Consider the following 22107-nt stretch of genomic DNA (forward strand, 5'->3'; position numbering starts at 1 on the left):
CTACCCTTCGCCGACCATCCGGTCCTCCTCATCCCACTCGCGCTCGCGCAGCTCGTACTTCTGGATCTTCCCGGTGGCGGTCGTCGGGAGTTCCGCGACGAACTCCACCTCGCCCGGCGTCTTGTAGTCGGCGACGCGCTCGCGCACGAACGCCTTGAGTTCCTCGGGCGTCGCGGCCGCGTCGTTCGGGTCGCCGCCCTCGGGGACGACGAACGCCTTCGGCGTCTCGCCCCAGCGCTCGTCGGGCGCCGGGATGACGGCGACATCGGAGACGGCGTCGTGTTCGAAGAGGGTGTCCTCCAGTTCGATCGAGGAGATGTTCTCCCCGCCGGAGATGATGATGTCCTTCTTCCGGTCCTGGATCGAGACGAACCCGTCCTCGTCGACGACGGCCAGGTCGCCCATGTGGTAGTACCCCTCCAGCCGCTCCGAGAACGCCTGCTCGGTGGCCTCGGGCTTGTTCCAGTAGCGGTCCATCACCTGGTTGCCGCGGACGACGATCTCGCCGATCGTCTCGCCGTCGGCGGGCACGTCCTCGCCGTCCTCGTCGACGACGCGCACGTCGGTGCCGAGGTAGCCGATCCCCTGCGTCTTCTTCACGGCGAATCGGTCGTCGGAGTCGGCGTCGAAGTGGCGCTTCGCGTCGGAGGTGGTGATCAGCGGGCCGGTCTCGGTGGCGCCGTACACGTGTTTGAGATCCCAGCCGAACTCCTCCTCGACGGTGCGAATGGTCGCCTCCGGCGGCGCCGCCCCCGCGGTGGCGACGCGGACATCGTTGTCGCCGGCCGTTTCGCCCCCGTGTTCGGCGTAGTGGTCGCCGAGCATGTTGAGGACGGTCGGCGCCGCACAGAAGTACGACACGTCCTCCCCGCGGATGCACTCGAACGCCTCCGCGACGTCCACCCCGCGGGTACAGATGTGCCGGGCCCCCGCACCGGTGATCGCGTAGATGTGTCCCCACCCGTTGACGTGGAACATCGGTAGCGTCCAGAGGTAGACGTCGTCGTCGGTGATCTCCTGGTGGATCGAGATGAGGTACGCGTGGAGCGTCTCGGCGCGGTGGGTGCGACAGACGCCCTTCGGGTCGCCGGTGGTCCCCGAGGTGTAGTTGATCGTGATCACCTCGTCCTCGTCCATCTCCGGCCGCTCGTAGCTATCGGGGTCCGCGTCGTCGAGCGCGTCGTCGAACGACTCCCAGTCGCCCTCGACCGCGTCGGCGTCGTTCGTGAGGAACGTCTCGGTGGGCACCTCGTCGCGGATCGCCTCGACGTTCTCCGCGTACTCGGCGTCAGCGTAGATGGCGTCGACGCCCGCGTCCGAGAGCATGTACGAGAAGTCGTCCGGCGTGAGCCGGTAGTTCAGCGGCGCGTGGATCGCGCCGACCTGCATCGCGCCGTAGGCGGCCTCCAAGTGGTAGTGCGTGTTGGGGTCCAACACCGCGACGCGGTCGCCCTTCTCGATCCCGCGCTCTTGGAGCGCGGCGGAGAAGCGGTCGGCGCGCTCGCCGAGCTCCGCGTACGTGTAGCGCGTCCCGTCCACGGCGAGGACGGCCTCCTCGTCGGCGTAGTGTCGCCGTGCGCGGTCCAGAAAGTCCGTCGTCAACAGCGGCTTGTGCATCGTCTATCACTATCGATGATGAGTGAAATCGTTTGCGGCCGACGCAAGGGTCGGGCGTCGCGGGAGCCTTTTCACGGTCGCCCACGGAGAGGCGGGAAATGAGCGACGAGTCCGAGGGATCGGCGTTCGACGAGGGGTACGTGGTTCCGATCGCGGGACTGCTGGCGTTCATGTTCGCGCTGATGGCGGGGCTCACCGCGCAGCGGGCGCTCTCCGGCGATCCGGCCGACGTCGCCGTTCCGGTCGGTTTCGGCGCCGTCGCGGTTATCGCGTTGCGAATCCGGATGAAGGCCATCGCGGCGCGTAGCGGGGACGACGAGGAGGCGAGCGAGGAGTGACGGGACGGACCTGCTCGGACGCGGGCGGCGGGAGCGCGACCGCCGCTGACGCGTGGACGAATCGCACACCGGCGTCGGGATCAGAACCCTTAACAGTCGCACGCGATTTTGCTACGATAGCGGGATGGGATAGCCAGGAGATTCCGCCGGGCTCATAACCCGGAGATCGGTAGTTCAAATCTACCTCCCGCTATCTTCTGTCGACGACCGTGAACGCCGAGCGCAGCGAGGCGTGAACAGCGTCGTCGACGAGATAGCCCCGGAGAAGATTTGAACCAAGGAACGGGGCGGTGCGGAGTGACTGTGGTTCAAATCTACCTCCCGCTATCTTCTGGACGAACGCTACACGCCGAGTCGCGCGTTCGGTTTCCGTTCCTTCGTTTTTCGATCTCGTCTCTCGCCTCGGAGCCGTGTCTCTGTCGCTCGATCCCGAACCCGGAAGCGATTTCCGTCGCGCTGTCGTTCCCTCCCGTATGGATTACGAATCGAGCCTCGACCGCGCGATGGAGGAGGTGCCCGATCTGGGCGGCTCCGACGAGCGGCTGTCGGTTCCGGACCCCGAAACGCAGAAGGACGGCGCGTTCACCCGACTGACGAACCTCTCGGCGATCGCCGACGCGCTGAGTCGCGACCCCGAACACGTCCACTCGAAGATCCAGCAGGAGCTCGGCACGGCCGGCCAGTACGAGGACGGCCGCGCGCGCTACAGCGGGAACTTCCGCGAGCGCGACTTCCAGGCCGCGATCGACTCGTACATCGAGTCGTTCGTCACCTGCTCGGAGTGCGGCCTCCCGGACACCCGACTGGAGACCGAAAACCGGACGCCGATGCTCCGCTGCGAGGCCTGCGGGGCGTTCCGCCCGGTGGCGAAGCAGAACACCTCCAACACGCAGCGGCAGGAGGACGCCGTCGAGTCCGGCAACACCTACGAACTCGAGATCGTCGGCACCGGTCGCAAGGGCGACGGCGTCGCCGAGCGCGGCGAGTACACGATCTTCGTCCCCGGCGCACAGGAGGGCGAGACGGTGACCGCCTACATCAAGAACGTCTCCGGCAACCTCGCGTTCGCCCGCCGCGAGAACTGAGCGACGGCCGACGCGTCTCGCCGCCCGGCTGATACCGTTCCGCTACCCGACCGTTTATCGGCCCGTTCGCACATCTTGAGCCATGGCCACGCGACTCCCCGAGTCGGCCTTCGCGGACCGGCTCGCCGCCGTCAGAAATCGCCTCGCCGACACCGACGCCGACGCCGCGACGTGGGTCGGCGCGACGGCGATCGAGTACCTCACCGGCTTCCATCACATCCAGACGGAGCGCCCGGTCGTCCTCGCGGTCACCGACGACCGCGTGGAGATCACCGTGCCGCGGTTGGAGGTTGAGCGCGTCGAACCCAACCCGCGGATCGACGCCGTCAATCACTACTTCGATTACCCCGGCGGCGAGCCCGTCTCGGTCGCCGTCGAGATGATGAACGACCTCGGCGTCGACGCGATCGCCGCCGACGCGGATGGTCCCCCGGGCGTGATGGGGTACGAGGGGCCCGCCTTCTCGGAGTTCCTCGACGTCGAGACGCAGTCGTGGGTCGACCGGATGCGCTGGGCGAAGTCCGACGACGAGGTCGACCTGATCCGCGAGTCCGCGAAGTGGGCGAACCTCGGTCACCGCTACCTCGCCGACTTCTCCGAGCCGGGCGCACACCCGTCGACCGTCTCGCAGCGCGCGTCGACCGAGGCCTCCCGCGCCATGCTCGACGCACTCGGTGACAACTACAGCGTTCGCGTCCGGGGCGACGGGCCGGTTCACGCCGGCTACATCTCCGGCGAGGAGACCGCGCTCCCGCACGGCCACACCCCCAACGAGCGGCTCTCGGAGGGCGACGTCCTCGTTACGGGCGCGACCGCGAACGTCGACGGCTACCGCTCGGAGTTAGAGCGGACGATGTTCGTCGGCGACTACTCCGACGAGCAGGAGCACTACTTCGAGCTCATGCTGGAGGCGCAGACGCTCGCCATCGACGCGCTGGGCCCGGGCGTGCCGGTGGCCGAGGTCGACGAGGTCGTCTGGGAGTACTTCGAGGAGCAGGGCGTGACCGACCTCGCGCAACACCACGTCGGCCACAACATCGGGCTCGGCGCCCACGAGCCGCCGTACATCGACCGGGGCTGGGGCGAGCGGTCCGACGGCGACGACGCCGTGATGGCGCCCGGGCACGTCTACACCATCGAGCCCGGCCTCTACACGGACGAGTACGGCTACCGCCACTCAGACACGGTCGCGATCACCGAGTCGGGGACGGAGCGGCTCACCAACTACCCGCGCGACATCGACTCGAACGTCGTCTGAGCGCGGACGTTCAGGCGATCCGCTCGACGGCGACCCGGTGGCCGGTGTCGGCGACGTGTTTTTGACCGAGCATTTCCGCGGCCGACGAGGCGTCACAGAGGCGTTCGAGGGGGCACTCGCGACAGACGACGTGGTAGCGTTCGGCTTCGAACGAGGAGTACATACTCTCCACACTCTCCCCCGGGGGATAGTTACGAGCACCGTACCACCCCGATAGTCAGTCCCTACCACACGGCGGGAGGCGCCCGCGTCACTCGGGCGCCGGCGGGGACCGCGACTCGAACCGGTCGAGCGCGACCTCCAGCATGTCCGGACTGACGGGCTGGTACTCCTCGCGCTCGTGTTCGGGGAGGTACTCCCGGACGCCGTTCCACGAGTCGCGGGCGTATCGGGCGTCGAGCAGAACGCGGACGCCGCGCTCGTCCGGCCCGCGGATGACGCGGCCGACCGCCTGCCGGGCCTTTCGCACGGCGGGGACCGTGAGCGCCGTCTCGAAGCCCGACTCGAACCGGCGGTCGTACGCGGTGATCACCGCGCGCGTCTGCGGCCGCGCCGTGTTGATTATCGGGACGCCGCAGACGACCGCGGCGGAGAGCCGGTCGCCGCGGTAGTCGACGCCCTCCGTGAGCGTTCCGCGGAGGCTCGTCACCAGCACCTTCCCGTCGCCCGCGAAGAAATCGTCCTTCAGCGACTCCGTCTCGCGGTCGCCGGAGGACTCGTCGAGCAGGACCGGCTTGTCGAGGCGGTCGGCGAGCGCCTCGGCCATCCACGTCGCCTCGGCGTAGCTCGGGGTGCCGACGAGGACGTTCCCGTCGCGGCGCGCGACCGCGGCCGTCGCGTCGAGGTGCGCGAGCCGCGTCGGGTTCTCCTCGCCGGGCGCCCCGCGGTTCTGGTGGGTGAACTTCGGCGCGTCGACCGCGAGGCTCGCGCGGTTCGCCTCGGGGAAGGATAGGCCGTACGTCCGCTCGACGACCGGCCGCCCGCGCTCCGCGAGGTGATCGAGACCGGTCACCTCCCGGAACAGGTCCATCGGTTCCAGCGTCGCGCTCATGAGGACGCCGCCGCCGAACTCGGCGAGTCGCTCGCCGATCGGCTCGCTCGGCAGGCAGTTGTGGAGCGCTAAGCGCGCGTTGTACGCCCGCCGCCACGAGTCCGGCGGCTCCGTCTCGTCGAACGTGCGTTCGAGCTCGATCGCCCGGAAGAAGTCGGTGTGCCCCTCGCGGTACCAGGCGTTGAGCGTCCGACCGACGCCGGGGGCGGCGCGCTGTTTGTCCTCGTCTTCCAGCGAGTCGAGGACGCGCTTGACGACCGCGCCGACCTGTTCGGCGCGCGCCCAGACCCGCTCGCCGTACCCCTCGCCGTCCGCCCACGCCGTGATCTCGTCTTCGCCCGGCTCCTCGGGGTCGCGGAGCGGGATCTCCGTATCGTCGAGCTCGCGCATCGACGCCCGCCAGTCGGGGCGCTCGCGGTCGAGGTGCGCGGTCACGCGGCGGTCGAGTTCGCCGCGGAGGTCGGCGTAGAACTCGCGGACCGCCTCGATCTCCTCGACGTTGACGTCGGCGTCTTCCAGTTCGCCGCGGACCAAGGCGGCGTCGTCCGACTCCGCGCCAGCCGACTCGAACGAGAGCGGCTGGACGACGCGGGTGAGTTCGTTCTCCGCGTCGCGGAGGCTCGCGTCGGCGACGGCGTCGCTCACGAGATCGCGGACGCGCGGTTCGAGCATGTGCGCCTCGTCGCAGACGACGAACGTCGAGTCGTCGAGGAGCGCGCCGGTGAACGTGCCGGTCGTCACGGGGTCGAACGCGTGGTAGTAGTTGCCGATCACGACCTCGACCTCCGGGACGAGCGCGCCCATGATCGAGTGGGGACAGGAGCCGTGGCCGGCGGCGAGCCGGACCAGCTCGTCGCTGTCGACGTGGCCGAGCTCCGTGACGTCGAACGGGACCGCCTCTGCGGGGTCGCCGTCCTCCGAGAGGTCGTCGAGGAAGCCTGCGTAAAAGGGGCAGAACTCGACATCGTCGTACTCCTCGGTGTCCGGGCGGTACGGCGTCGGCTCGCCGTCGACTGCGAGGTAGTCGGCGGCAGACGCGTCAGCGCCGTCACCGGCGGCTCCCGCCGATCCCGAGTCCATGAGCCCGACCTGCTGGCTCCGCGCCTCGCTCACGAGGTTGGAGGTCGTCGTCGCCCCGCCGTCGCCGACGAGGTTCCGGGTGCGCTCGCGGAGCCCCTCGCAGCGCTCGTACACGTTCTCGCGGTCGATCCCGCCGCGGTTCTCGCGCGCGTACGGGCAGACGTCGGCCTTGCCGACGAGCGTGAGCCCCGAAACGGGGTCGTAGCCGTCCGGGAGATCGTCGTTTATCGCCCGCAGGTCCGTCTCGAACTGACGCAGCTGCTGTTTGACGCTGGTGAGGACGAAGACGCGCTCGAAGTCGGAGTCGGGGTCGCGGACGCGGTCGAGCCCGGCGGTGAGCGCGAGCATCGTCTTCCCCGTTCCGCAGGCACCCTCCAGCGCGAGGAAGCCGCCGTCCTCCGCAGCGTCGACGGCGGCGTCGATGCCGTCGGCCTGCTCGGGGTAGGGTTCGGGGTGGCCGAAGAGGTCGGCCCACGGGGGCGAGTCGGTCACGGGAGCGAGTTACGCGCCATCCGATTTAAACGCTTCATCGGCGGTCGCGACGCTATCCGTCGAGCCCGCCGGTGGTCGATCGCCACCGCGTCCGCGGGTCGTCACTCCACGATGTCGTGGAGGTCGGCCAGGTTCTCGATCTCCCAGGTCGGCCAGACGTTCAGCTCCCAGTCGCGGCGATGGGGGCGGCGGATGAACGCCGAGTCGATCCCGGCGTTCTCGGCCGCGCGCACGTCGGATTCGTTGTCGCCGACGAATAAGGCGTTGCCCGCGTCGAGGTCGCCGAGCGCCTGCTCGATGTAGTGCGGGTTCGGCTTGCGGAGCTGGAGCGAATGGATCGTCGGCTCGCGGCCGTACGCGGCGCCCATACGGTCGAACCCGTCGAAGTGATCGACGAGGAAGTCGACGGTCGCCTGCTGGTTCGACGAGACGATCCCCATCTGGACGTCGAGGTCCTGGAGCTCGTCGAGGTCGTCGTACGGGGTCTTGCGGCCCTCGCGGGCCTCCTGCTGCTGGGCCCGCGAGACCACGTCGTCGCGCGTCCGCCAGAACGACCCCGGGTCGAGGTCGTACGTCTGACAGACGGTGCCGACGCTGCCGGGGGTCGCACCGATGGTCATCTGCTCTACGTCGTCCGGATCGGGCTCCTCGACGCCGCACTCCTCGAACGCGTTCCGGGTCGCGTCCCGGAGCACGTCGAAGCGCGTGCGGCCCACGAGGACACCGTCGTTGTCGAACACGACGGTATCGTACGTCATAACCTCCATTCACGGCGAGGCGGGATAAGGGTTTCAGTGGCCGTCTCGACGTCGAGAATCGGAGCTGACGGCCGTTTCTCCCCTGAACGAGTGTTTTTACGCATGTCCGGGTCGTCGACCGACCCATGCGAGTCAGCGTCATCGGCGGGAGTTCGATCGACGGGGAGACGGCGGCGGTCGCGGAGGCCCTCGGGGAGCGGCTCGCGGAGCGGGGTCACGTCGTCGTCTGCGGCGGCCTCGGCGGGGTCATGGAGGCGGTCTGCCGCGGCGCGCGAGAGGCCGGCGGCGAGACGATCGGCATCCTCCCGACGGACCGGTGTGCGGACGCGAACCCGCACGTCACGACCCCGATCGCGACCGGGATGGGACACGCCCGAAACGCGCTCGTGGTGATGAACGGCGACGCCGCGGTCGCGGTCGACGGCGCGGGCGGCACGCTCTCGGAGATCGGGCTCGCGCTCGCGCAGGGCCGCCCCGTGGCGGGGCTGGACACCCACGCGGTCGACGGAGTGGAGCCCGTGGACTCGCCCGCGGCGGCGGTCGAGTACGTCGAACGGGCCGCGCGAACGGACTGACGCGACGGGTTCGGTCGCCGACCCCGACGCGGTCAGTCGGCGTCCTCGACGCCGGTCACCTCGAACCTGGCGCCGCCGCGAGACCCCTCGGAGACGGCGACCTCCCATCCGTGGGCGCTGGCGACCTCGGAGACGATGTTGAGGCCGAACCCGGTCCCGCTCCGGTCGGTGGTGTACCCAACCTCGAACACGCGGTCGCGCTCGTCTTCGGGGATCCCGGGGCCGTCGTCCTCGACGAAGAACCCCGACGGGAGGACGGCGGCGGCGCGCGTCGTCGTGTACATCGGCGAGATGTCGCCGACGACGACGGTCACTTCGTCGCCGCCGTGCTCGACACTGTTCCCGAAGAGGTTCTCCAACAGCCGCTTCAGGCGCCCGGGCTCCGCGAGGATCCGCCGGTCGGTGTCGACGACGAGCGTCGCGTCGCCGGTCGCGACGTTCGCCCAGCACTCGTCGGCGAGGGCGGACAGCTCGACCGGTTCGAGCTCTCCCGGCTGCTCGCCCTGCTTCGCGAGCGTCAGCAGGTCCGTGATCAGTTCGAGCGTCCGGTCGACCGCGGACGCCGCCGCGTCGACGTGCGCGAGGTCGCCCTCGCTCCGCGCCAGGTCGAGCCGTCCCTGCGCGACGTTGAGCGGGTTTCGCAGGTCGTGTGAGACGCCGTGAACGAACCCCTCTAGGCGGTCGCGCTGTCGCTCCGCCTCCGCGACCGCACGGGCGGACGCGACGGCGTTCGAGATCCGGCGAGCGATGACCGGCGTTCGGTCCGACCCGTCCGACGCTCTCGCGACGTCCGTGGCGCCCGCGTCGAACGCTGCGGCCGCGGCCGACGGGTCGAGCGCCTCGTCGGGGCAGAACACGATCGGGAGCGCGGGACGCCGGTCGCGAACCTCCTCGACGGTCGGGAGGCCGGTCGGCTCCGACGGCCGACCGACCGCGACCAGACAGTCGACCGGCGAGTCTCCGAGGATCCCGAGGGCCGCGTCGACCGTTTCGACCGGTTCGACCGCGAGGCGGTCGTCGGCGCGCTCAAGCGACGCCCGCAGCGCCGCCGCTCGGTCCGGCGTGCTCGCGACGAGGACCACGGCGATCGAACCCCTGACCCTGGACATTGCGGAGAGCCTTCCCTCAACGGCCGTCCGCTTGAGTGATAAACGTTAGCAGGAGTCACGTCAACGAGAGAACCGTTTTGCGGCCGGCGCGTCGGTGCGGTCCGCTCAGGCGAGCCGTTCGCTCGCGATCTCGGCGCCCTCGACGAGCGCCTCCAGCTTCGCCCACGCGATCTCGGGGTCGACCATCCCGAGGCCGGCCTGCGTGCCGAACCCGCAGTCGGGCGCGGCGACGAGCGGCGTCCCGTCGTCGACCGCGTCGGCGACGCGCTCCAAGCGGTCCGCGATCGTCTCCGGGTGGTCGATGATGTTCGTCTTCACGTCGACGACGCCCGGCATGAGCGTCCAGCCGTCGGGGACGGGGTGGTCGGCGAACGCGCGGTACTCGTGCTGGTGGCGCGGGTTCGCCTGTTCGACGCTGAGCCCGGTGATGTCCGCCTCGTAGATCAGCGGCAGCATCTCCGCGAGGTCGGTGTCGAGGTGGTGCGGCCCCTCGTAGCTGCCCCAGCAGGTGTGGAGGCGGACCTGCTCGGCGGGCACGTTCGCGAGCGCCTCGTTGAGCGCCTGAACGTGGAGTCGCGTCGCGTCCTTCGCGGCGTCGAGGGGTTCGTCCGCGTACGCCGCGGTGTGGCCGACCGTCAGCAGCTCCGGGGCGTCGATCTGGATGGTGAGCCCCGCGTCGGCGACGAGTTCGTACTCCGTCCGCATCGCCTCGGCGACCGCGAACAGGTACTCCTCGTAATCTCCGTAGTGGTCGTCGACGTGCGTGGCGGTGACGACGCTCGGCGACGCGGCGGTCATGAACGCGTCGTCGACGTCGCGGTCCGCGGCCGCCAGCGCGTCGGTGAACTCGTCGATCTCGGCCTCCGCCTCCTCGCGACCCGTGTACTCGACCGCCTCGGTGACGACCGGGTGCATCGAGAGGTCGATCACGTCGGTCTTGAACGTCTCCTCGGCGTAGGAGGGGAACGCCTGGAGGTCCGCCCACAGCTCGGTCTCCCGCTTCCCGTCGATGCCGCTGAGCCGGTCGGCGACGTACCAGTTGAACGAGACGCGCGACTGCTCGCCGTTGTTGATCGAATCGAGACCCGTCTCGACCTGTCGGTCGACGACGTCGCGGGTCGCGTCCGCGACCGTCTCGTCCCACTCGTCCGGGTCGACCGCCTCGCCCTCCTGACGGCTGGTGAGCAGGTCGAGCAGTTCCGGCGGTCGCGGCAGGCTACCGATGTGCGTGGTGGGGATGTGGCCGTCGTTCGTCGTCATCGGTGGGAACCACGTGGCGCTGCCCCAAAAGGTCGGAGGATCCGGCGGGATCGGCGTGGGCGGAATCGCGACCGGGGTCGCGGCCCTTTTCGGTCACGGAACCGAGGGCACCGGCTCCGAGGGCTCGTAATTAGATGTAATTAAGATTTATCAGCCCGGAGCGCGAGGCTGTCGGCAATGAGCGACTACACCACGATCTCGCTGCGGAAGGAGTTCGTCGCGGACGTGGAGGAGTACATCGAGGACGAGCCGTTCGGCTCGGTCAAGGAGTTCGTGAAACACGTCGTCGTTCAGGAGATGGAGGCCGACGACGGGATCTCCGAGGCGGAGGCGAAGCAGATCGCACAGAGGCTTCAGGATCTGGGGTACATGGAATGAGCGGGCGGCAGGGAGAGATCGTCTCGGCGGCGCCGGGCGGGATCGAGCGCGCCGACCTCATCCTGCTCGCGATCCCCCTCGCGTTCTGCGCCGCGTACGCGGCCGCGTCGCTGGTCGCCCGGGGTTACACGCTCCCCGTCGCCGGCGGATCGCTCGCGGCCGGCGTCCTCGTGGTCGACGGGCTCTTCTTGAACCCGCCGGGCGAGGCGTGAGAACCGAACGGGGTCTCAGCGGCTCGGTTGTACGTCGTTGCTAGCAAATCGCTATACGGCACGGACACCGCCGAAGCCCCAGTCGCGAAGCGGGCGCACGCTCGGGGCGGTCCTCGCTCGGTCACTTCGCTCCCTCGCTGCGGTCCTACCGTCGCCTGCGCCCGCTTCGCGACTGCCCCTTCGATTCCCGCCCCGCACAGCACCGCGCCTCACGCCTCCCCAGCCTCGTCGGCCTCCCTGCGGTCGGCCGACTCCCTCGCGCGTGCTGTTCGGCCCGAGGCGGCCTCACAGGCACGCGCCACCGCACTTCGATTTATAAAGGATGGCGACGTCGCTGACGGCGGTTAAACACGCGCGCCCCGCCGTCGAGCGGCGAGAGTCGCCACCGGCGTCGACCGTTGCCGCGTTCGTTCGGTCGCGACGGGAGCGAGACGCGTCGCTCTCGTGGAAATTTGACGGCGGCGAAAAGCGGTGACCTCCGGTTCGTCGCGAGGCGTTACCAGGTGTCGTGGAACGTGTCGAACTCGATCGAGTCGAGCGGCTTCTCGCCGATGGCGGCCTTGTACTCGCCGGGGGTCAGCATCGGCTTGTGGAAGCGGGGGCCGTCGTCGGTCGTGATCCGGGGGCAGCCGGTGTTGACGAACGCGTCCATGTCGAAGTTCCGCAGGCGGTCCGGCGTCACCTCGTCCATCGTGATCAGGTAGGCGTTCTCGTTGTTGTCGACGATCTCTTGGGCCTTCTCCCAGCGGCCCTGCCCGATCTTCGTACAAAAGATGACGCCCCACTTCTCGGCGTCCATCGCCTTGTGGACGGAGGCGTACCGCTGTTTGAGGAACTGGTCGTGCTCGGCGACCGACACCGCGTTGTTGACGGGGTCGGCGATGACGACCCGCTTGTCGGGGTGCTCCATCGCGAGGCCGACCGGGTGGAACTTCCCGCCGCCGACGTAGAGGACCTGCTCGGCGTCGATGTCCGCGGAGGCGTAGTTACAGCCGAGCACCTGTCCCTCCTTCGTGAGGCGGTCGTCGCCCCGGCGGGTGTGGACCTCGTAGCCGCGCTCCTCCAGCCAGTCGGTCATCTCCTCGAACCGGTTCATGTGCTGGGCCGTCGTGACGAGGCCCACGTCGGCGTCCTCCTCAGGCGGGGACAGCTCCTCCGCCAGCGCGTCCTCCATGATCGGGAAGGGGTCGACGTTCGAGAACAGCGGGACGTAGACGATGCTGTCGGACTCCTTCATCGGCGTGTGGCCGAAGTGGACGAACACGTCCGTCCGGCGCATCAGGTACGTGTCGAGGTCGCAGGCGCCGTAGCAGGGCTGCCCGGAGAGCATGAACGTCACGTCGTCGGGCGCGACCTCGCGGAGGTCGTCGGCGACCTTCGGGCCGCGGCGCTTGAGCCCCTCGGGGAACTGGAGGCCGACCTTCGAGGCGTCGCGCTCCTCGATGGCCTCCAAGATTCGGTCGAGTTCGTAGTCCCACTCGCGGTCGTGTTTCAGGGCCATCCCCGTCTTCGTCAGGTCGCCCTCCGTGGAGCCGCTCATATCGGACGATTTGTGCGGCAGGACGGTTAAACGGCGCGTTCGACCACGGATTTCGTCCCCGACGTTCGTGATCCTCTCCGCTCGACGGGCGTCTCAGAGGCTGTTTCCGGTGAGCAGCCGGGCGATCCACGCTCGCACACCGGGGAGCAGCGCGCGCTCCTCGACCGCGACCGGGTCCCGTTCGACTTCCAGCGGGACACGCTCGTCGGCGTCGGGTCCGGCACTCTCCGGGGTCCAGACCAGTCCGCCGGTAGCGTCGGCCACGGGTGCGTCGCCGTGAACCTCCCAGCCGGAGGCGCCGCGGACGGTCAGGCTGTCGGTCGCGAGATAGCGAGCCCCTTCACCACCGATGACGAGGGGATTGCGGGGAGACGCCGGCGTCAACGGGGTGAACACCACCGTTCCGAGGTATCGTTCCGCGGCGGTGGGGTCGCGGTAATCGACCGACAGTACGCCGCCGTCGACCCGTGCGGTGACGTTCGTCGGCTCCGCGATCCCGTCCCGGACGGCGTCGGCGACGACCGCGCGGCGGAGCGACTCGTTCGACGCGAGCGCGTCGCCGCCCGACGCGAGCGCGACGCGTGCGTCCCACGTCGTCGACCCGTTCTCGTGGAGTGTGACGGCCAGCGAACTCTCCCCGGCGACCACGGACGTGCCGTCCGCCGTCGTTCGGTCGAGGTCGCAGACGCCACACACCGGCGTCGGCGGTGCGCGCGCGTCGACCGGCGGCGCGGCGACGATCACGGTCACACAGAGGAGGAGCGCTGCGACGAGTGAGAGCCTGCGAGGACCCATGTCCGGCCCGTCAATGGGACGACACAATAAGCTACGGCTCGAGACCACGCCGCCTCCGCGAGACCGCGTCGCGCCGCCGGCGTCGGCGGGACCGCCGACGGATCGGTCGGGGTCGCTGCCGCGGCCGACGGACCTAACCGCCGCCCTCGCCAACCGCGCACCGATGACCGACATTCCGCTCGAACACGTCCACGTCGCGCCCGACGACAGTCCCGAGGGCGAGCCCGCGCCCGCCGTCTTCGTCCTCCACGGTCGCGGCGCCGACGAGGAGGACCTGCTCCCGGTCGCCGCCGAACTCCCGGACGGACTCCACGTCGTCAGCCTCCGCGCGCCTGACCCACTTCAGGGGGGGTACACGTGGTACGAACTCGACCTGTCGGCCGGCGGCCTCGAGTCGAGCCAGCCCGACGCCGAGGACTTCCGGCGCAGCCTCGATCTGATCGTCGAGAGCGTCGAGGCCGCGGTCGACGCGTACGGCCTCGACGCCGACCGGATCGGCCTGCTCGGGTTCAGTCAGGGCGCTATCACGAGCCTCTCGCTGCTCCTCGAAGCCCCCGACCGATACGCGTGGGTGGTCGCGCTCCACGGCTACCTCGCGGAGTCGCACGCGGACCTCGATCCGGACGGGATCGAGGGGAAGCCGGTCTTCGTCGGCGCAGGCGCCGGCGACCGGGTTATCCCCGACTCGCGAACGAACGCGGCGGTCGAACGTCTCGAGGCCGTCGGCGCCGACATCACCCACGGGAGCTTCCCGGGCGGCCACGGCATCGGCCCGCAGGAGCTCGACGCGGTCGTCGAGTTCGTCGCGTCGCAGGCGCCGTAGCGGGCGTCGGAAGCGGGCTCGGACCCCCGGCTCCGGCAGGTTCAAACCGCTCGGCCACGATGTCCGGACATGAGCGTCGAACAGGTCTCCATCGAGGACCTCGGCCGAGAGCTCGGCGAGCGGATCGCTGAAACCCCGGAGTACGAGCGCTTCGAGGAGACGAGAGCGGCGGTCCAGCGCGACGAGGAAGTCCAGGCGCAGATCGACGAGTTCGAGCAGCTCCGCGCGGAGTTCATGCAGGCCCGTCAGACCGGGCAGGCGACGAACGCCGAGCTGCAGCGCGTTCAGGAGGCGCAAGACGAGCTTCACGCGATGCCGGTGATGAGCGAGTACCTCGACGCGCAAGACGAGCTGGAGGACACGCTCGAATCGGTCAACGAGGCGATCTCCGAGCCGCTCGCCGTCGACTTCGGCGGCGAGGCCGGCGGCTGCTGTCAGGATTAACCCTCGGTCCGCGCCCGCCGCGGGACGAGCGAAGGCCGCGCCCGCGGTGACACCGGCCGACTCCTTATCCCTCATACCGACCCACGCCCGCCGTGATAGCCGTCGCCGGCGGTAAGGGCGGAAGCGGAAAGACGACGACCACCCTCGGGCTCGCCCGGGCGCTCTCGCGGCGCGGCGCACCGGTGGTCGCGGCCGACGCCGACTGGGATCTCCCGAACCTCGCGAGGTTGGCCGCGGAGACCGGAACCGATCCCACGCTGCCCGGGGACGAACACCGCGCCGAGGGGACGGAGTTCCGGACCGTCCTCGGCGCGGTTCGCGGGACGGAGCCGGTTCGACCCGATCGGTCGGCGCCCACGGTGCTCGCCGCGCCGGACGCGCCGCGGTCGGTCGACGCGGACGCCGCGTTCGGCGCGCTCGACGGCGCGACGCCCGAGGGCGCGCCGACGCTGCTGGACAGTCCGGCGGGCGCGTCGCCGGACGTGGCCGCGCCCCTGCGGGCGGCGGATCGCGCGCTGATCGCGACGCCGCTCAGGCGCGCCGCGCTCCGGGACGCCGCGAAGACGGCGGCGATCGCGCGGCGGCTCGACTGCCCGCCCGTCGGCGCGGTCGTGATCGGCGCGACGAGCGTGCCGGACCGCGTGGGCTCGTTGCTCGGCTGCCCCGTCCTCGGCGCGATTCCGGACGGCGGAGGGACCCCGCTCGCCGATCCGACCGTGCGGAGCGCGTACGACGACCTCGCCTCGCGCCTCGGAGAGACCGCGGCGGCGAGCGGCTGGCAGATCGCGTGAGGATCGCCCCCAGCGGGGACGCCGGAACGGCGGACGACGGGCTCGCGACCGGTCGAGAGAGCCGCCACCGACAGACCCAAACGTCCACGGGCGGCAGCGATGGTATGGAGACGCTTCCGACTGGGATCTCGGTGCTGGACAGACAGTTCGGCGGAGGGCTCCCGAGCGGTAGCGTCGTCGTGTTGAAGGCGAACCCCGACAGCCAGTCGGAGCTCATCCTGAACCGGTTCGCCCGGGTTCGGCGGTGTCGCTACCTCACGACCGTCCGGTCCGCCGACGCGGTCGAAGCGGCGCTTAGCCGCGACGGCGACGAGGAGACCACCGTCGAGGCGACGGCCGACGCCGGCGACCTCGACGAGGCGGCGTCGCTGATCGGCGATCTCCCCGAGGACGGCACGCTGATCGTCGACTCCGTCGAACCGCTGGAGGACGCCGCGTCGCCGGCGGCGTACGCCCAGTTCCTCGACGGGGTCCGCTCCAGCGTCGACGACGCCGGCGGCGTCGCGCTGCTCCACGCGCTCCGCGGCGGCGAGGACCCACAGATGCGGCGGATCACGGAGCAGGTCGCGGACGTGGTGTTCGACCTTCGAACGACAGTCACCGGGACCGAGATCGCGAATCGGCTCGTCGTCGCCAAGTTCCGGAGCGGCGCCGCCCTCGAAGAGCCGCTGAAGCTGAAGCTCACCGACGAGGTCGCCGTCGACACGAGCCGCGACATCGCCTGACACCGCGGCCGGATCGCCTCCGCGCCTACAACACGGCAGACGAGAGGAGCACGATCACGCCGACGATCGCCGCAGCGACCGCCCAGTTGCGCGCGGTGTCGAACGCTCCGTACGGCCCCCCTTTCCGCGAGAACAGGTACAGCGCGTAGACGGCGAGCGGCGCCAGCGTCGGGAGCGTCGCGACCGAGACGACGGCGGTGAAACTCGACAGCAGCGCGACCGCGACCGTCGCCGCGCCCGCGACCCCGGCGACGAGCGCGTCCTCGCGTGCCCGTTCGATCTCCATACTCGGTGTGGACGCGCCGGCGGCCAAAAGGGATCCGTTCGGCGGTCACGGCGCTCGCTCGGCGGGCCGAAAAACGGGAAAATCGACCGGCAGCGGAAGGAATCCGGTTACTCTTCGTCGATCTCGTCGACGATCTCGTCGGCGTCGACGTCGACGTCTTCGAGCGCCTCCTCGATGTCGACGTCGCCGGCGCCGGCGCCGCCCATGCCGCCCATCATGCCGCCGAGACCGCCCATGCCGCCGCCCTCGATGACCTCCTCGATCACGACGCGATCGAGGTCGAGGCGGTCCATGAGGTCCTGCGCGATTTGCTGTTTCTGGAACATCCACTGCTGGTTCATCTGCATCGCCTGCGTCGCGGTGACGTAGAGGACGTCCTTCTCGACCTCCTCGGTCTCGACGGTCTCCTCGCCGTCGTCGTCCTCGGTGACGGTCTCCTCCTCCTCTTCGGAGACCGTCTCGATGCGGACCTCGGGCGCCTCCTGAAGGTACATCCCAAGCATGCCAGCCGCCTGCTCCTCGCGGTCGTCGATCGCTTCGAGGATCTCGTACTCGTACTCGAGGTCCTCGCCGGCGAGCGGGTGGTTGAAGTCGACGCGGGCGCGGCCGCCGATGATCGTTTCGAGGTGGCCCTGGCGGTTGTCGATCTGGACCTGCGCGCCGGGGTAGCGCTCGTCTTCGGGGATCTTGTCGGCCTTGACCGTCTCGACCTCGTCGGGGTCGTACTCGCCGAAGGCGTCCTCGGCCGGAACGTCGACCGTGTCCTCGTCGCCGACGGAGCCGCCGATGAACGCCTCCTCGACGGAGGGGAACACGTGGCCGGCGCCGAGCGCGATGATTCGGGGCTCGAACTCGTACTCGTCGACGTCGATCTCGGCGTCCTCGGCCGTCTCCTTGTCGGTCGTGTCGATGACGCGGCCGTCGTCGGCCGTGCGGATCGTGTACGCGACGCGGACGAAGTCGCCGTCTTCGAGTCCGTCGGCGTCAGTCTCGGTCTCGGTCTCCTCGGCCTCCGCGGCCGCGTCCGCTTGCTCCTGATCGCTCATACCTCAAGGTCACCTGTTACACCCTTAAGAAGCACGGTTCGGCCCGGAGTCCGGCGGCGAGCGGGCGACAGCGCCGATCCGACGCCTGAAGCGGCGGTACGAGCGCCCCGACGGTCGGTCCGCGGAGCCGGCGGAGTCCCGCGCTCCTTATGAACGCCCCGGCCGCACCTCCGGACATGTACGAGGTCGAGATCAAGGTCCCGGCCGATCTGGACGCGACGCGCGAGCGCCTCCGCGAGGTCGGGGCCGAGCGCGTCGCCGCCAAGCGGCAGCGGGACACCTACTACGACGCGCCGCACCGCGAGTTCGCCGAGACCGACGAGGCGCTCCGGATCCGTCGCGAGACGCCGCTGGACGGCGGCGAGGAGTCGTCGACGGGAGACGACCCCGACGCGGTGGCGGGGCCCGACGCGTCGGTGACGTACAAGGGACCGCTCCTCGACGACGCCTCGAAGACGCGGACCGAACACGAGACGGGCGTCGACGACGGCGAGGCCCTCGCGGCGGTCCTCGCCGGACTCGGCTTCGAACCGGCCGCGACGGTCGAAAAGCGGCGCGAGTTCTGGGCGTACGACGGCTTCACCGTGACGCTCGACGCCGTCACCGGACTCGACGAGTACGTCGAGATCGAGCGCGAGGTCGAGGCGGAGACCGAGGTCGACGCCGCGCGCGAGGCGGCGGTAGCGGCGCTCGACCGACTCGGCCTCGACGCGGGCGACCAGGTCCGGACCTCGTACCTCGGGCTGTTGCTGGCCGCCGAAGGGGACTGAGAGGGCCGGGAGTTCCGCGTCAGTCTTCCCCGTCGGGTCGCTTCTTGGAGAGGACGGTGCGTTCGAGCTCGCAGACGAGCACGTCGTCGTCGCCGTCGACGATCTTGAACGCCTCCACGCGCATCGTGACGACGCCGCGCTCGCCGTCGCTCGTCTCGCGCTTGTCTACGACGGTCGAGCGCGCGCGGATCGTGTCGCCGTGGAACACCGGGTTCGGGTGTTCGACGTCGTCGTACGAGAGGTTCGCGACGATCGTGCCGTCGGTCGTCTCCGGGATGGAGATCCCGACCGCGAGCGAGGTGGTGTACAGCCCGTTCACCAGTCGCTCGCCGAACTCCGTCTCGGCCGCGAAGTCGGCGTCGAGGTGGAGCGGCTGCTGGTTCATCGTCATGTCACAGAAGCGCTGGTTGTCGGCCTCGCTGATGGTCCGTCGCGTCGCGTGCTCGATCGTCTCGCCGACGTCGAACTCCTCGTAGTACAGGCCTGGCATGAGGCCCCGGTCGGCCGGCGGCGTAAAAGCGGTGTCGCTCGCCGCGCGGCCGGCGGCTTTTACCCGTTCGCCCGCGGAGTCGCCGGCATGCCACGCCGAAGCCTGCTGTTCTCGCCCGGCGACAGTCCCGACCTCATGCGGAAGGCGCCCGGAGCCGGCGCCGACGTGATCTGTTTCGACCTCGAAGACGCCGTCGCCCCGGACCGGAAGGACGAGGCGAGGGTGGCGGTCCGCGAGGTACTCGCGGACCCCGCCTTCGACCCGGGCGCGGAGGTCTGCGTCCGGCTGACCGCCGAGTCGCCCGCAACCGATCTCGACGGCGTCCTCGGCGACGGCCCCTCTGACGGGTCGGTCCGACTCGACGCCGTGATGCTCCCGAAGGTCGAGGGGGCGGACCGGGTCGAACGCGTCGCCGCGCTGTACACCGAGCGCGGACGCGACCTCGCCGTGTTCGCGCTCGTCGAGACCGCGGCGGGCGTCCTCGCGGCGGAGTCGATCGCGGCCGCCGACGCGACCGACGCGCTCGTCTTCGGCGCGGAGGACCTCGCCGCCGACGTGGGCGCGACCCGGACCGACGAGGGGACCGAGGTGCTGTACGCCCGCGAGCACGTCGTTCTCGCTGCGAGCGCGGTCGACGTCGACGCGCTCGACACCGTGTACACGGAGTTCTCGGACGAGACGGGCCTCCGGGAGGACGCAGCGTTCGCGCGGCGGCTCGGCTACGACGGCAAGCTCGCGATCCACCCGGCGCAGGTGGAGCCGATCACGGAGGCGTTCACGCCGGACCCGGAAGACGTCGAGTGGGCGGAGCGAGTGCTCGACGCCCGAGACGAGGCGGAGCGGGAGGGGCGGGCGGTGTTCCGGGTCGACGACGAGATGATCGACGCGCCGCTGATCGCGCAGGCGGAGCGGGTCCTCGACCGCGCGCCCGACGCCGATCGGTAGTGTCGGTGTTCGACCACCGACCGGTAGCGTCGAGGGTCGACACCGACCGGTAGCTCCGGCGCCCGACACCGACCGCCGGCGAGGGCGTGCGACGCGCCTCCCACGCGCTCGTCCGTCACAATTAACCCCCGGCCGCGAGGAGATTCGACCATGTCTTCTGAGGCGAATCCGTTCGAGAGTCTGCGAGAGCAGGTGGACGACGCCGCGGCGGTCGTCGACGCCGACTCGGGCGTCATCGAGCGCCTGAAGAACCCGGAGCGGGTGTTGGAGACGAACCTGACGTTCGAGCGCGACGACGGCTCCCTAGAGACCGTGCGGGCGTACCGGTCCCAGTTCAACGGCGACCGCGGCCCGTATAAGGGCGGCATCCGCTATCACCCGGGCGTCACCCGCGACGAGGTGAAGGCGCTGTCGGGGTGGATGGCGTACAAATGCGCCGTCGTCGACGTGCCGTACGGCGGCGGGAAGGGCGGTATCGCGATCGACCCGGCCGACTACTCCGACACGGAGCTGGAGCGGATGACGCGCGCGTTCGCGACCGAGCTCCGCCCGCTGATCGGCGAGGACCGCGACATCCCCGCGCCCGACGTCAACACCGGCCAGCGGGAGATGAACTGGATCAAAGACACGTACGAGACCCTCGAAAACACCACGGCGCCCGGCGTCATCACCGGGAAGGCGATCGACTCCGGCGGCAGCGAGGGGCGCGTCGAGGCGACCGGGCGCTCCGTCGCGCTGTCGACCCGCGAGGCGTTCGACTGGCTCGACCGCGACCTCGAGGGCGCGACGGTCGCAGTCCAGGGGTACGGCAACGCGGGCTCCGTCGCCGCCGCGCTGCTCGACGACCTCGGCGCGAGCGTGGTCGCCGTCTCCGACTCCTCGGGGGGCGTCCACGACCCCGACGGGCTCGACCCCCGCGAAGTGAAATCGCACAAGGCCGAGACCGGCTCTGTGACGGAGTTCCCGGGGACGGACGCGCTCACGAACGACGAGGTGCTCACGCTCGACGTCGACTGCCTCGTCCCGGCCGCGCTGGAGAACGCGATCGACGGCGAGCTCGCGGCGGACGTCGGCGCCGACCTGATCGTCGAGGCGGCCAACGGCCCCCTCACGCCCGACGCCGACGACGTGCTCGCCGAACGCGACGTCCACGTCGTCCCGGACATCCTCGCGAACGCGGGCGGCGTCACCGTCTCCTACTTCGAGTGGGTACAGAACCGGCAGCGGTTCAGCTGGACGGAGGAGCGCGTCAACGAGGAGCTCGAACGCGTGATCACGGAGGCGTTCGACACGCTGGTCGACACCTACGAGTCGAACGACGTGCGCGACCTCCGGACCGCGGCGTACGTCGTCGGTATCGGGCGTATCGTGAACGCGTACGACCAAGCCGGAAACTGGCCGTAACGGGGAACCGCGCGGAGTTCGCGGACGCGGTTTCGATCACTCCAGCCGCGCGTCCCGGATCTCGACGTGGCCGCGGTTGCCCTCCCAGACCGCGTCGTACGTGAGGTCGATCCGACGGTCCATGTGCGGGCCGTCGACGACGTACGTCTCGAACTCGCCGCCCTCGCCGAGCGGGTGGACGCCGTACTCCTCGCGGAGCGCGAGCAGGTCGTCGAGCGCGTCGGCGTCGTACCGCCGCCCGAGCCACGACTCGTCGAGCCCGTACGCCGCGACCTGAACGATCCGGATCTCGAAGCCGGCGTCGAACATCGCCTCGGCCAGTTCGACCGGGTCCCGCTGCCACAGCGGCGCGAACAGGTCGATCCCGAGCCGATCGCACATCCCCCGAATTCGGTTCGTCTGGAACTCGCTCTCGACCGCGCCCGCGGTGACGCCCGCGAGGTCGAGATCGTCCGCGGCGGCGATCTCCCGGAGCGCGGCCTCCATCGGTTCCAGCTCCGCGTCGCCCTGCGCGCCCGAGTCGTCGACGTCGTCCGCGCCGAAGTCGTCGGGAGACACCTCGACGAGGTCGATGCCGACGCTCTCGGCCGCAAGCCCGGCGAGTTCCGTCGCCGGCGTGTGGTACATGTAGGAATCGCCGGCGGGGTGGACGGTCAGCAGTCGGGAGACGTCGAGGTCCTCCTCCAGCGCGCGGTACAGCGCCCACGAGGAGTCCTTCCCGCCGGAAAAGAGGCTCACCCAGTTGCTCATGCCCGGAAGCGAGAGTCGCGTGGATAAAGCGTCGGCGGTCGGAGCGCGTGCGGCGGCGGCCGCCTCGGCGTAGCCGCGTGTCTCG

At 70.1% G+C, this 22107-nt stretch carries 25 protein-coding genes and 1 tRNA gene; 14 read left to right on the plus strand and 12 right to left on the minus strand.

Features of this window, described 5'->3' with window-relative positions; genetic code table 11:
* Complete coding sequence (locus EXE46_RS06985) at positions 1-1617, minus strand: long-chain-fatty-acid--CoA ligase (protein ID WP_137687709.1); 1617 nt, start codon at positions 1615-1617, stop codon at positions 1-3.
* A 98-nt stretch (positions 1618-1715) separates the two neighbouring features.
* On the opposite strand from EXE46_RS06985, the gene EXE46_RS06990 reads away from it, so the two are divergent.
* The 4 genes from EXE46_RS06990 to EXE46_RS07005 all read left to right on the plus strand — a co-directional run bounded on the left by EXE46_RS06990 (position 1716) and on the right by EXE46_RS07005 (position 4298).
* On the plus strand, positions 1716-1955 hold the full coding sequence (locus EXE46_RS06990; protein ID WP_137687710.1) for a hypothetical protein: 240 nt from the start codon (positions 1716-1718) through the stop codon (positions 1953-1955).
* Positions 1956-2073: 118 nt separating this feature from the next.
* Positions 2074-2148, plus strand: a tRNA-Met gene (locus EXE46_RS06995).
* 280 nt (positions 2149-2428) lie between these two features.
* Positions 2429-3040, plus strand: coding sequence for a translation initiation factor IF-2 subunit beta (locus EXE46_RS07000; RefSeq protein ID WP_004050136.1), 612 nt, complete (start codon positions 2429-2431; stop codon positions 3038-3040).
* An 82-nt stretch (positions 3041-3122) separates the two neighbouring features.
* Positions 3123-4298, plus strand: a complete 1176-nt coding sequence (locus EXE46_RS07005) for a Xaa-Pro peptidase family protein (protein ID WP_137687711.1) — start codon at positions 3123-3125, stop codon at positions 4296-4298.
* Between the two features lie 10 nt (positions 4299-4308).
* On the opposite strand, the gene EXE46_RS17075 is transcribed toward EXE46_RS07005, so the two are convergent.
* From EXE46_RS17075 to EXE46_RS07015, 3 genes are all read right to left on the minus strand, one after another.
* Positions 4309-4461: a hypothetical protein gene (locus tag EXE46_RS17075; protein ID WP_199234125.1), complete on the minus strand. Its 153-nt coding sequence runs from the start codon at positions 4459-4461 to the stop codon at positions 4309-4311.
* Between the two features lie 87 nt (positions 4462-4548).
* On the minus strand, positions 4549-6921 hold the full coding sequence (locus EXE46_RS07010; protein ID WP_137687712.1) for an ATP-dependent DNA helicase: 2373 nt from the start codon (positions 6919-6921) through the stop codon (positions 4549-4551).
* A 101-nt stretch (positions 6922-7022) separates the two neighbouring features.
* Complete coding sequence (locus tag EXE46_RS07015; RefSeq protein WP_137687713.1) at positions 7023-7679, minus strand: HAD family hydrolase; 657 nt, start codon at positions 7677-7679, stop codon at positions 7023-7025.
* A 125-nt stretch (positions 7680-7804) separates the two neighbouring features.
* On the opposite strand from EXE46_RS07015, the gene EXE46_RS07020 reads away from it, so the two are divergent.
* Positions 7805-8254, plus strand: coding sequence for a TIGR00725 family protein (locus EXE46_RS07020; protein WP_137687714.1), 450 nt, complete (start codon positions 7805-7807; stop codon positions 8252-8254).
* A 32-nt stretch (positions 8255-8286) separates the two neighbouring features.
* Here the strand turns inward: EXE46_RS07020 and EXE46_RS07025 are convergent, their stop codons facing one another.
* Positions 8287-9363 (minus strand): HAMP domain-containing sensor histidine kinase, encoded by a 1077-nt coding sequence (locus EXE46_RS07025; protein ID WP_137687715.1) that lies wholly within the window; start codon positions 9361-9363, stop codon positions 8287-8289.
* Between the two features lie 105 nt (positions 9364-9468).
* Positions 9469-10623, minus strand: coding sequence for a cobalamin-independent methionine synthase II family protein (locus EXE46_RS07030; protein ID WP_137687716.1), 1155 nt, complete (start codon positions 10621-10623; stop codon positions 9469-9471).
* A gap of 177 nt (positions 10624-10800) precedes the next feature.
* On the opposite strand from EXE46_RS07030, the gene EXE46_RS07035 reads away from it, so the two are divergent.
* Entirely contained in the window at positions 10801-11001 is a 201-nt protein-coding gene (locus tag EXE46_RS07035; RefSeq protein WP_137687717.1) for a hypothetical protein, read from the plus strand.
* Complete coding sequence (locus EXE46_RS07040; RefSeq protein WP_137687718.1) at positions 10998-11213, plus strand: hypothetical protein; 216 nt, start codon at positions 10998-11000, stop codon at positions 11211-11213. The genes EXE46_RS07035 and EXE46_RS07040 overlap by 4 nt, the downstream gene beginning before the upstream one ends.
* A 496-nt stretch (positions 11214-11709) precedes the next feature.
* On the opposite strand, the gene dph2 is transcribed toward EXE46_RS07040, so the two are convergent.
* Positions 11710-12753: a diphthamide biosynthesis enzyme Dph2 gene (gene dph2 / locus EXE46_RS07045; protein ID WP_137687719.1), complete on the minus strand. Its 1044-nt coding sequence runs from the start codon at positions 12751-12753 to the stop codon at positions 11710-11712.
* 93 nt (positions 12754-12846) lie between these two features.
* The gene (locus EXE46_RS07050; RefSeq protein ID WP_137687720.1) at positions 12847-13548 is read right to left on the minus strand and encodes a hypothetical protein; all 702 of its coding nucleotides are present in this window, start codon (positions 13546-13548) and stop codon (positions 12847-12849) included.
* A gap of 163 nt (positions 13549-13711) precedes the next feature.
* Here EXE46_RS07050 and EXE46_RS07055 point away from each other — a divergent pair, with 163 nt between their 5' ends.
* The 4 genes from EXE46_RS07055 (at position 13712) to EXE46_RS07070 (ending at position 16331) form a co-directional block, all read left to right on the plus strand.
* The gene (locus EXE46_RS07055) at positions 13712-14371 is read left to right on the plus strand and encodes an alpha/beta hydrolase (RefSeq protein WP_137687721.1); all 660 of its coding nucleotides are present in this window, start codon (positions 13712-13714) and stop codon (positions 14369-14371) included.
* Between the two features lie 69 nt (positions 14372-14440).
* On the plus strand, positions 14441-14815 hold the full coding sequence (locus EXE46_RS07060) for a YlbF family regulator (protein ID WP_137687722.1): 375 nt from the start codon (positions 14441-14443) through the stop codon (positions 14813-14815).
* Between the two features lie 92 nt (positions 14816-14907).
* The gene (locus EXE46_RS07065; RefSeq protein ID WP_137687723.1) at positions 14908-15606 is read left to right on the plus strand and encodes a P-loop NTPase; all 699 of its coding nucleotides are present in this window, start codon (positions 14908-14910) and stop codon (positions 15604-15606) included.
* A 104-nt stretch (positions 15607-15710) separates the two neighbouring features.
* The gene (locus EXE46_RS07070) at positions 15711-16331 is read left to right on the plus strand and encodes a transcriptional regulator (protein ID WP_137687724.1); all 621 of its coding nucleotides are present in this window, start codon (positions 15711-15713) and stop codon (positions 16329-16331) included.
* 25 nt (positions 16332-16356) lie between these two features.
* On the opposite strand, the gene EXE46_RS07075 is transcribed toward EXE46_RS07070, so the two are convergent.
* Positions 16357-16617: a hypothetical protein gene (locus tag EXE46_RS07075; protein ID WP_137687725.1), complete on the minus strand. Its 261-nt coding sequence runs from the start codon at positions 16615-16617 to the stop codon at positions 16357-16359.
* 107 nt (positions 16618-16724) lie between these two features.
* Positions 16725-17663 (minus strand): peptidylprolyl isomerase, encoded by a 939-nt coding sequence (locus tag EXE46_RS07080; RefSeq protein WP_137687726.1) that lies wholly within the window; start codon positions 17661-17663, stop codon positions 16725-16727.
* A gap of 176 nt (positions 17664-17839) precedes the next feature.
* Between EXE46_RS07080 and cyaB the strand changes: the two genes are divergently transcribed.
* Positions 17840-18433 carry a class IV adenylate cyclase gene (gene cyaB, locus EXE46_RS07085; RefSeq protein WP_137687727.1) on the plus strand — a complete coding sequence of 198 codons (594 nt, stop codon included), beginning with the start codon at positions 17840-17842 and terminating at the stop codon, positions 18431-18433.
* A 19-nt stretch (positions 18434-18452) separates the two neighbouring features.
* On the opposite strand, the gene EXE46_RS07090 is transcribed toward cyaB, so the two are convergent.
* Positions 18453-18923 carry a MaoC family dehydratase gene (locus EXE46_RS07090; protein WP_137687728.1) on the minus strand — a complete coding sequence of 157 codons (471 nt, stop codon included), beginning with the start codon at positions 18921-18923 and terminating at the stop codon, positions 18453-18455.
* 87 nt (positions 18924-19010) lie between these two features.
* Between EXE46_RS07090 and EXE46_RS07095 the strand changes: the two genes are divergently transcribed.
* Both EXE46_RS07095 and EXE46_RS07100 read left to right on the plus strand, forming a co-directional pair.
* A complete protein-coding gene (locus EXE46_RS07095) occupies positions 19011-19868 on the plus strand; it encodes a CoA ester lyase (protein WP_137687729.1) in 858 nt (285 codons plus the stop codon).
* Between the two features lie 150 nt (positions 19869-20018).
* Positions 20019-21272 carry a Glu/Leu/Phe/Val dehydrogenase gene (locus EXE46_RS07100; RefSeq protein ID WP_137687730.1) on the plus strand — a complete coding sequence of 418 codons (1254 nt, stop codon included), beginning with the start codon at positions 20019-20021 and terminating at the stop codon, positions 21270-21272.
* Positions 21273-21308: 36 nt separating this feature from the next.
* On the opposite strand, the gene EXE46_RS07105 is transcribed toward EXE46_RS07100, so the two are convergent.
* Positions 21309-22022 (minus strand): diphthine--ammonia ligase, encoded by a 714-nt coding sequence (locus tag EXE46_RS07105; protein WP_137687731.1) that lies wholly within the window; start codon positions 22020-22022, stop codon positions 21309-21311.
* Positions 22023-22107: the final 85 nt, after the last annotated feature.

The organism is Halorubrum sp. GN11_10-6_MGM (assembly GCF_005435165.1).
Lineage (GTDB): Archaea > Halobacteriota > Halobacteria > Halobacteriales > Haloferacaceae > Halorubrum.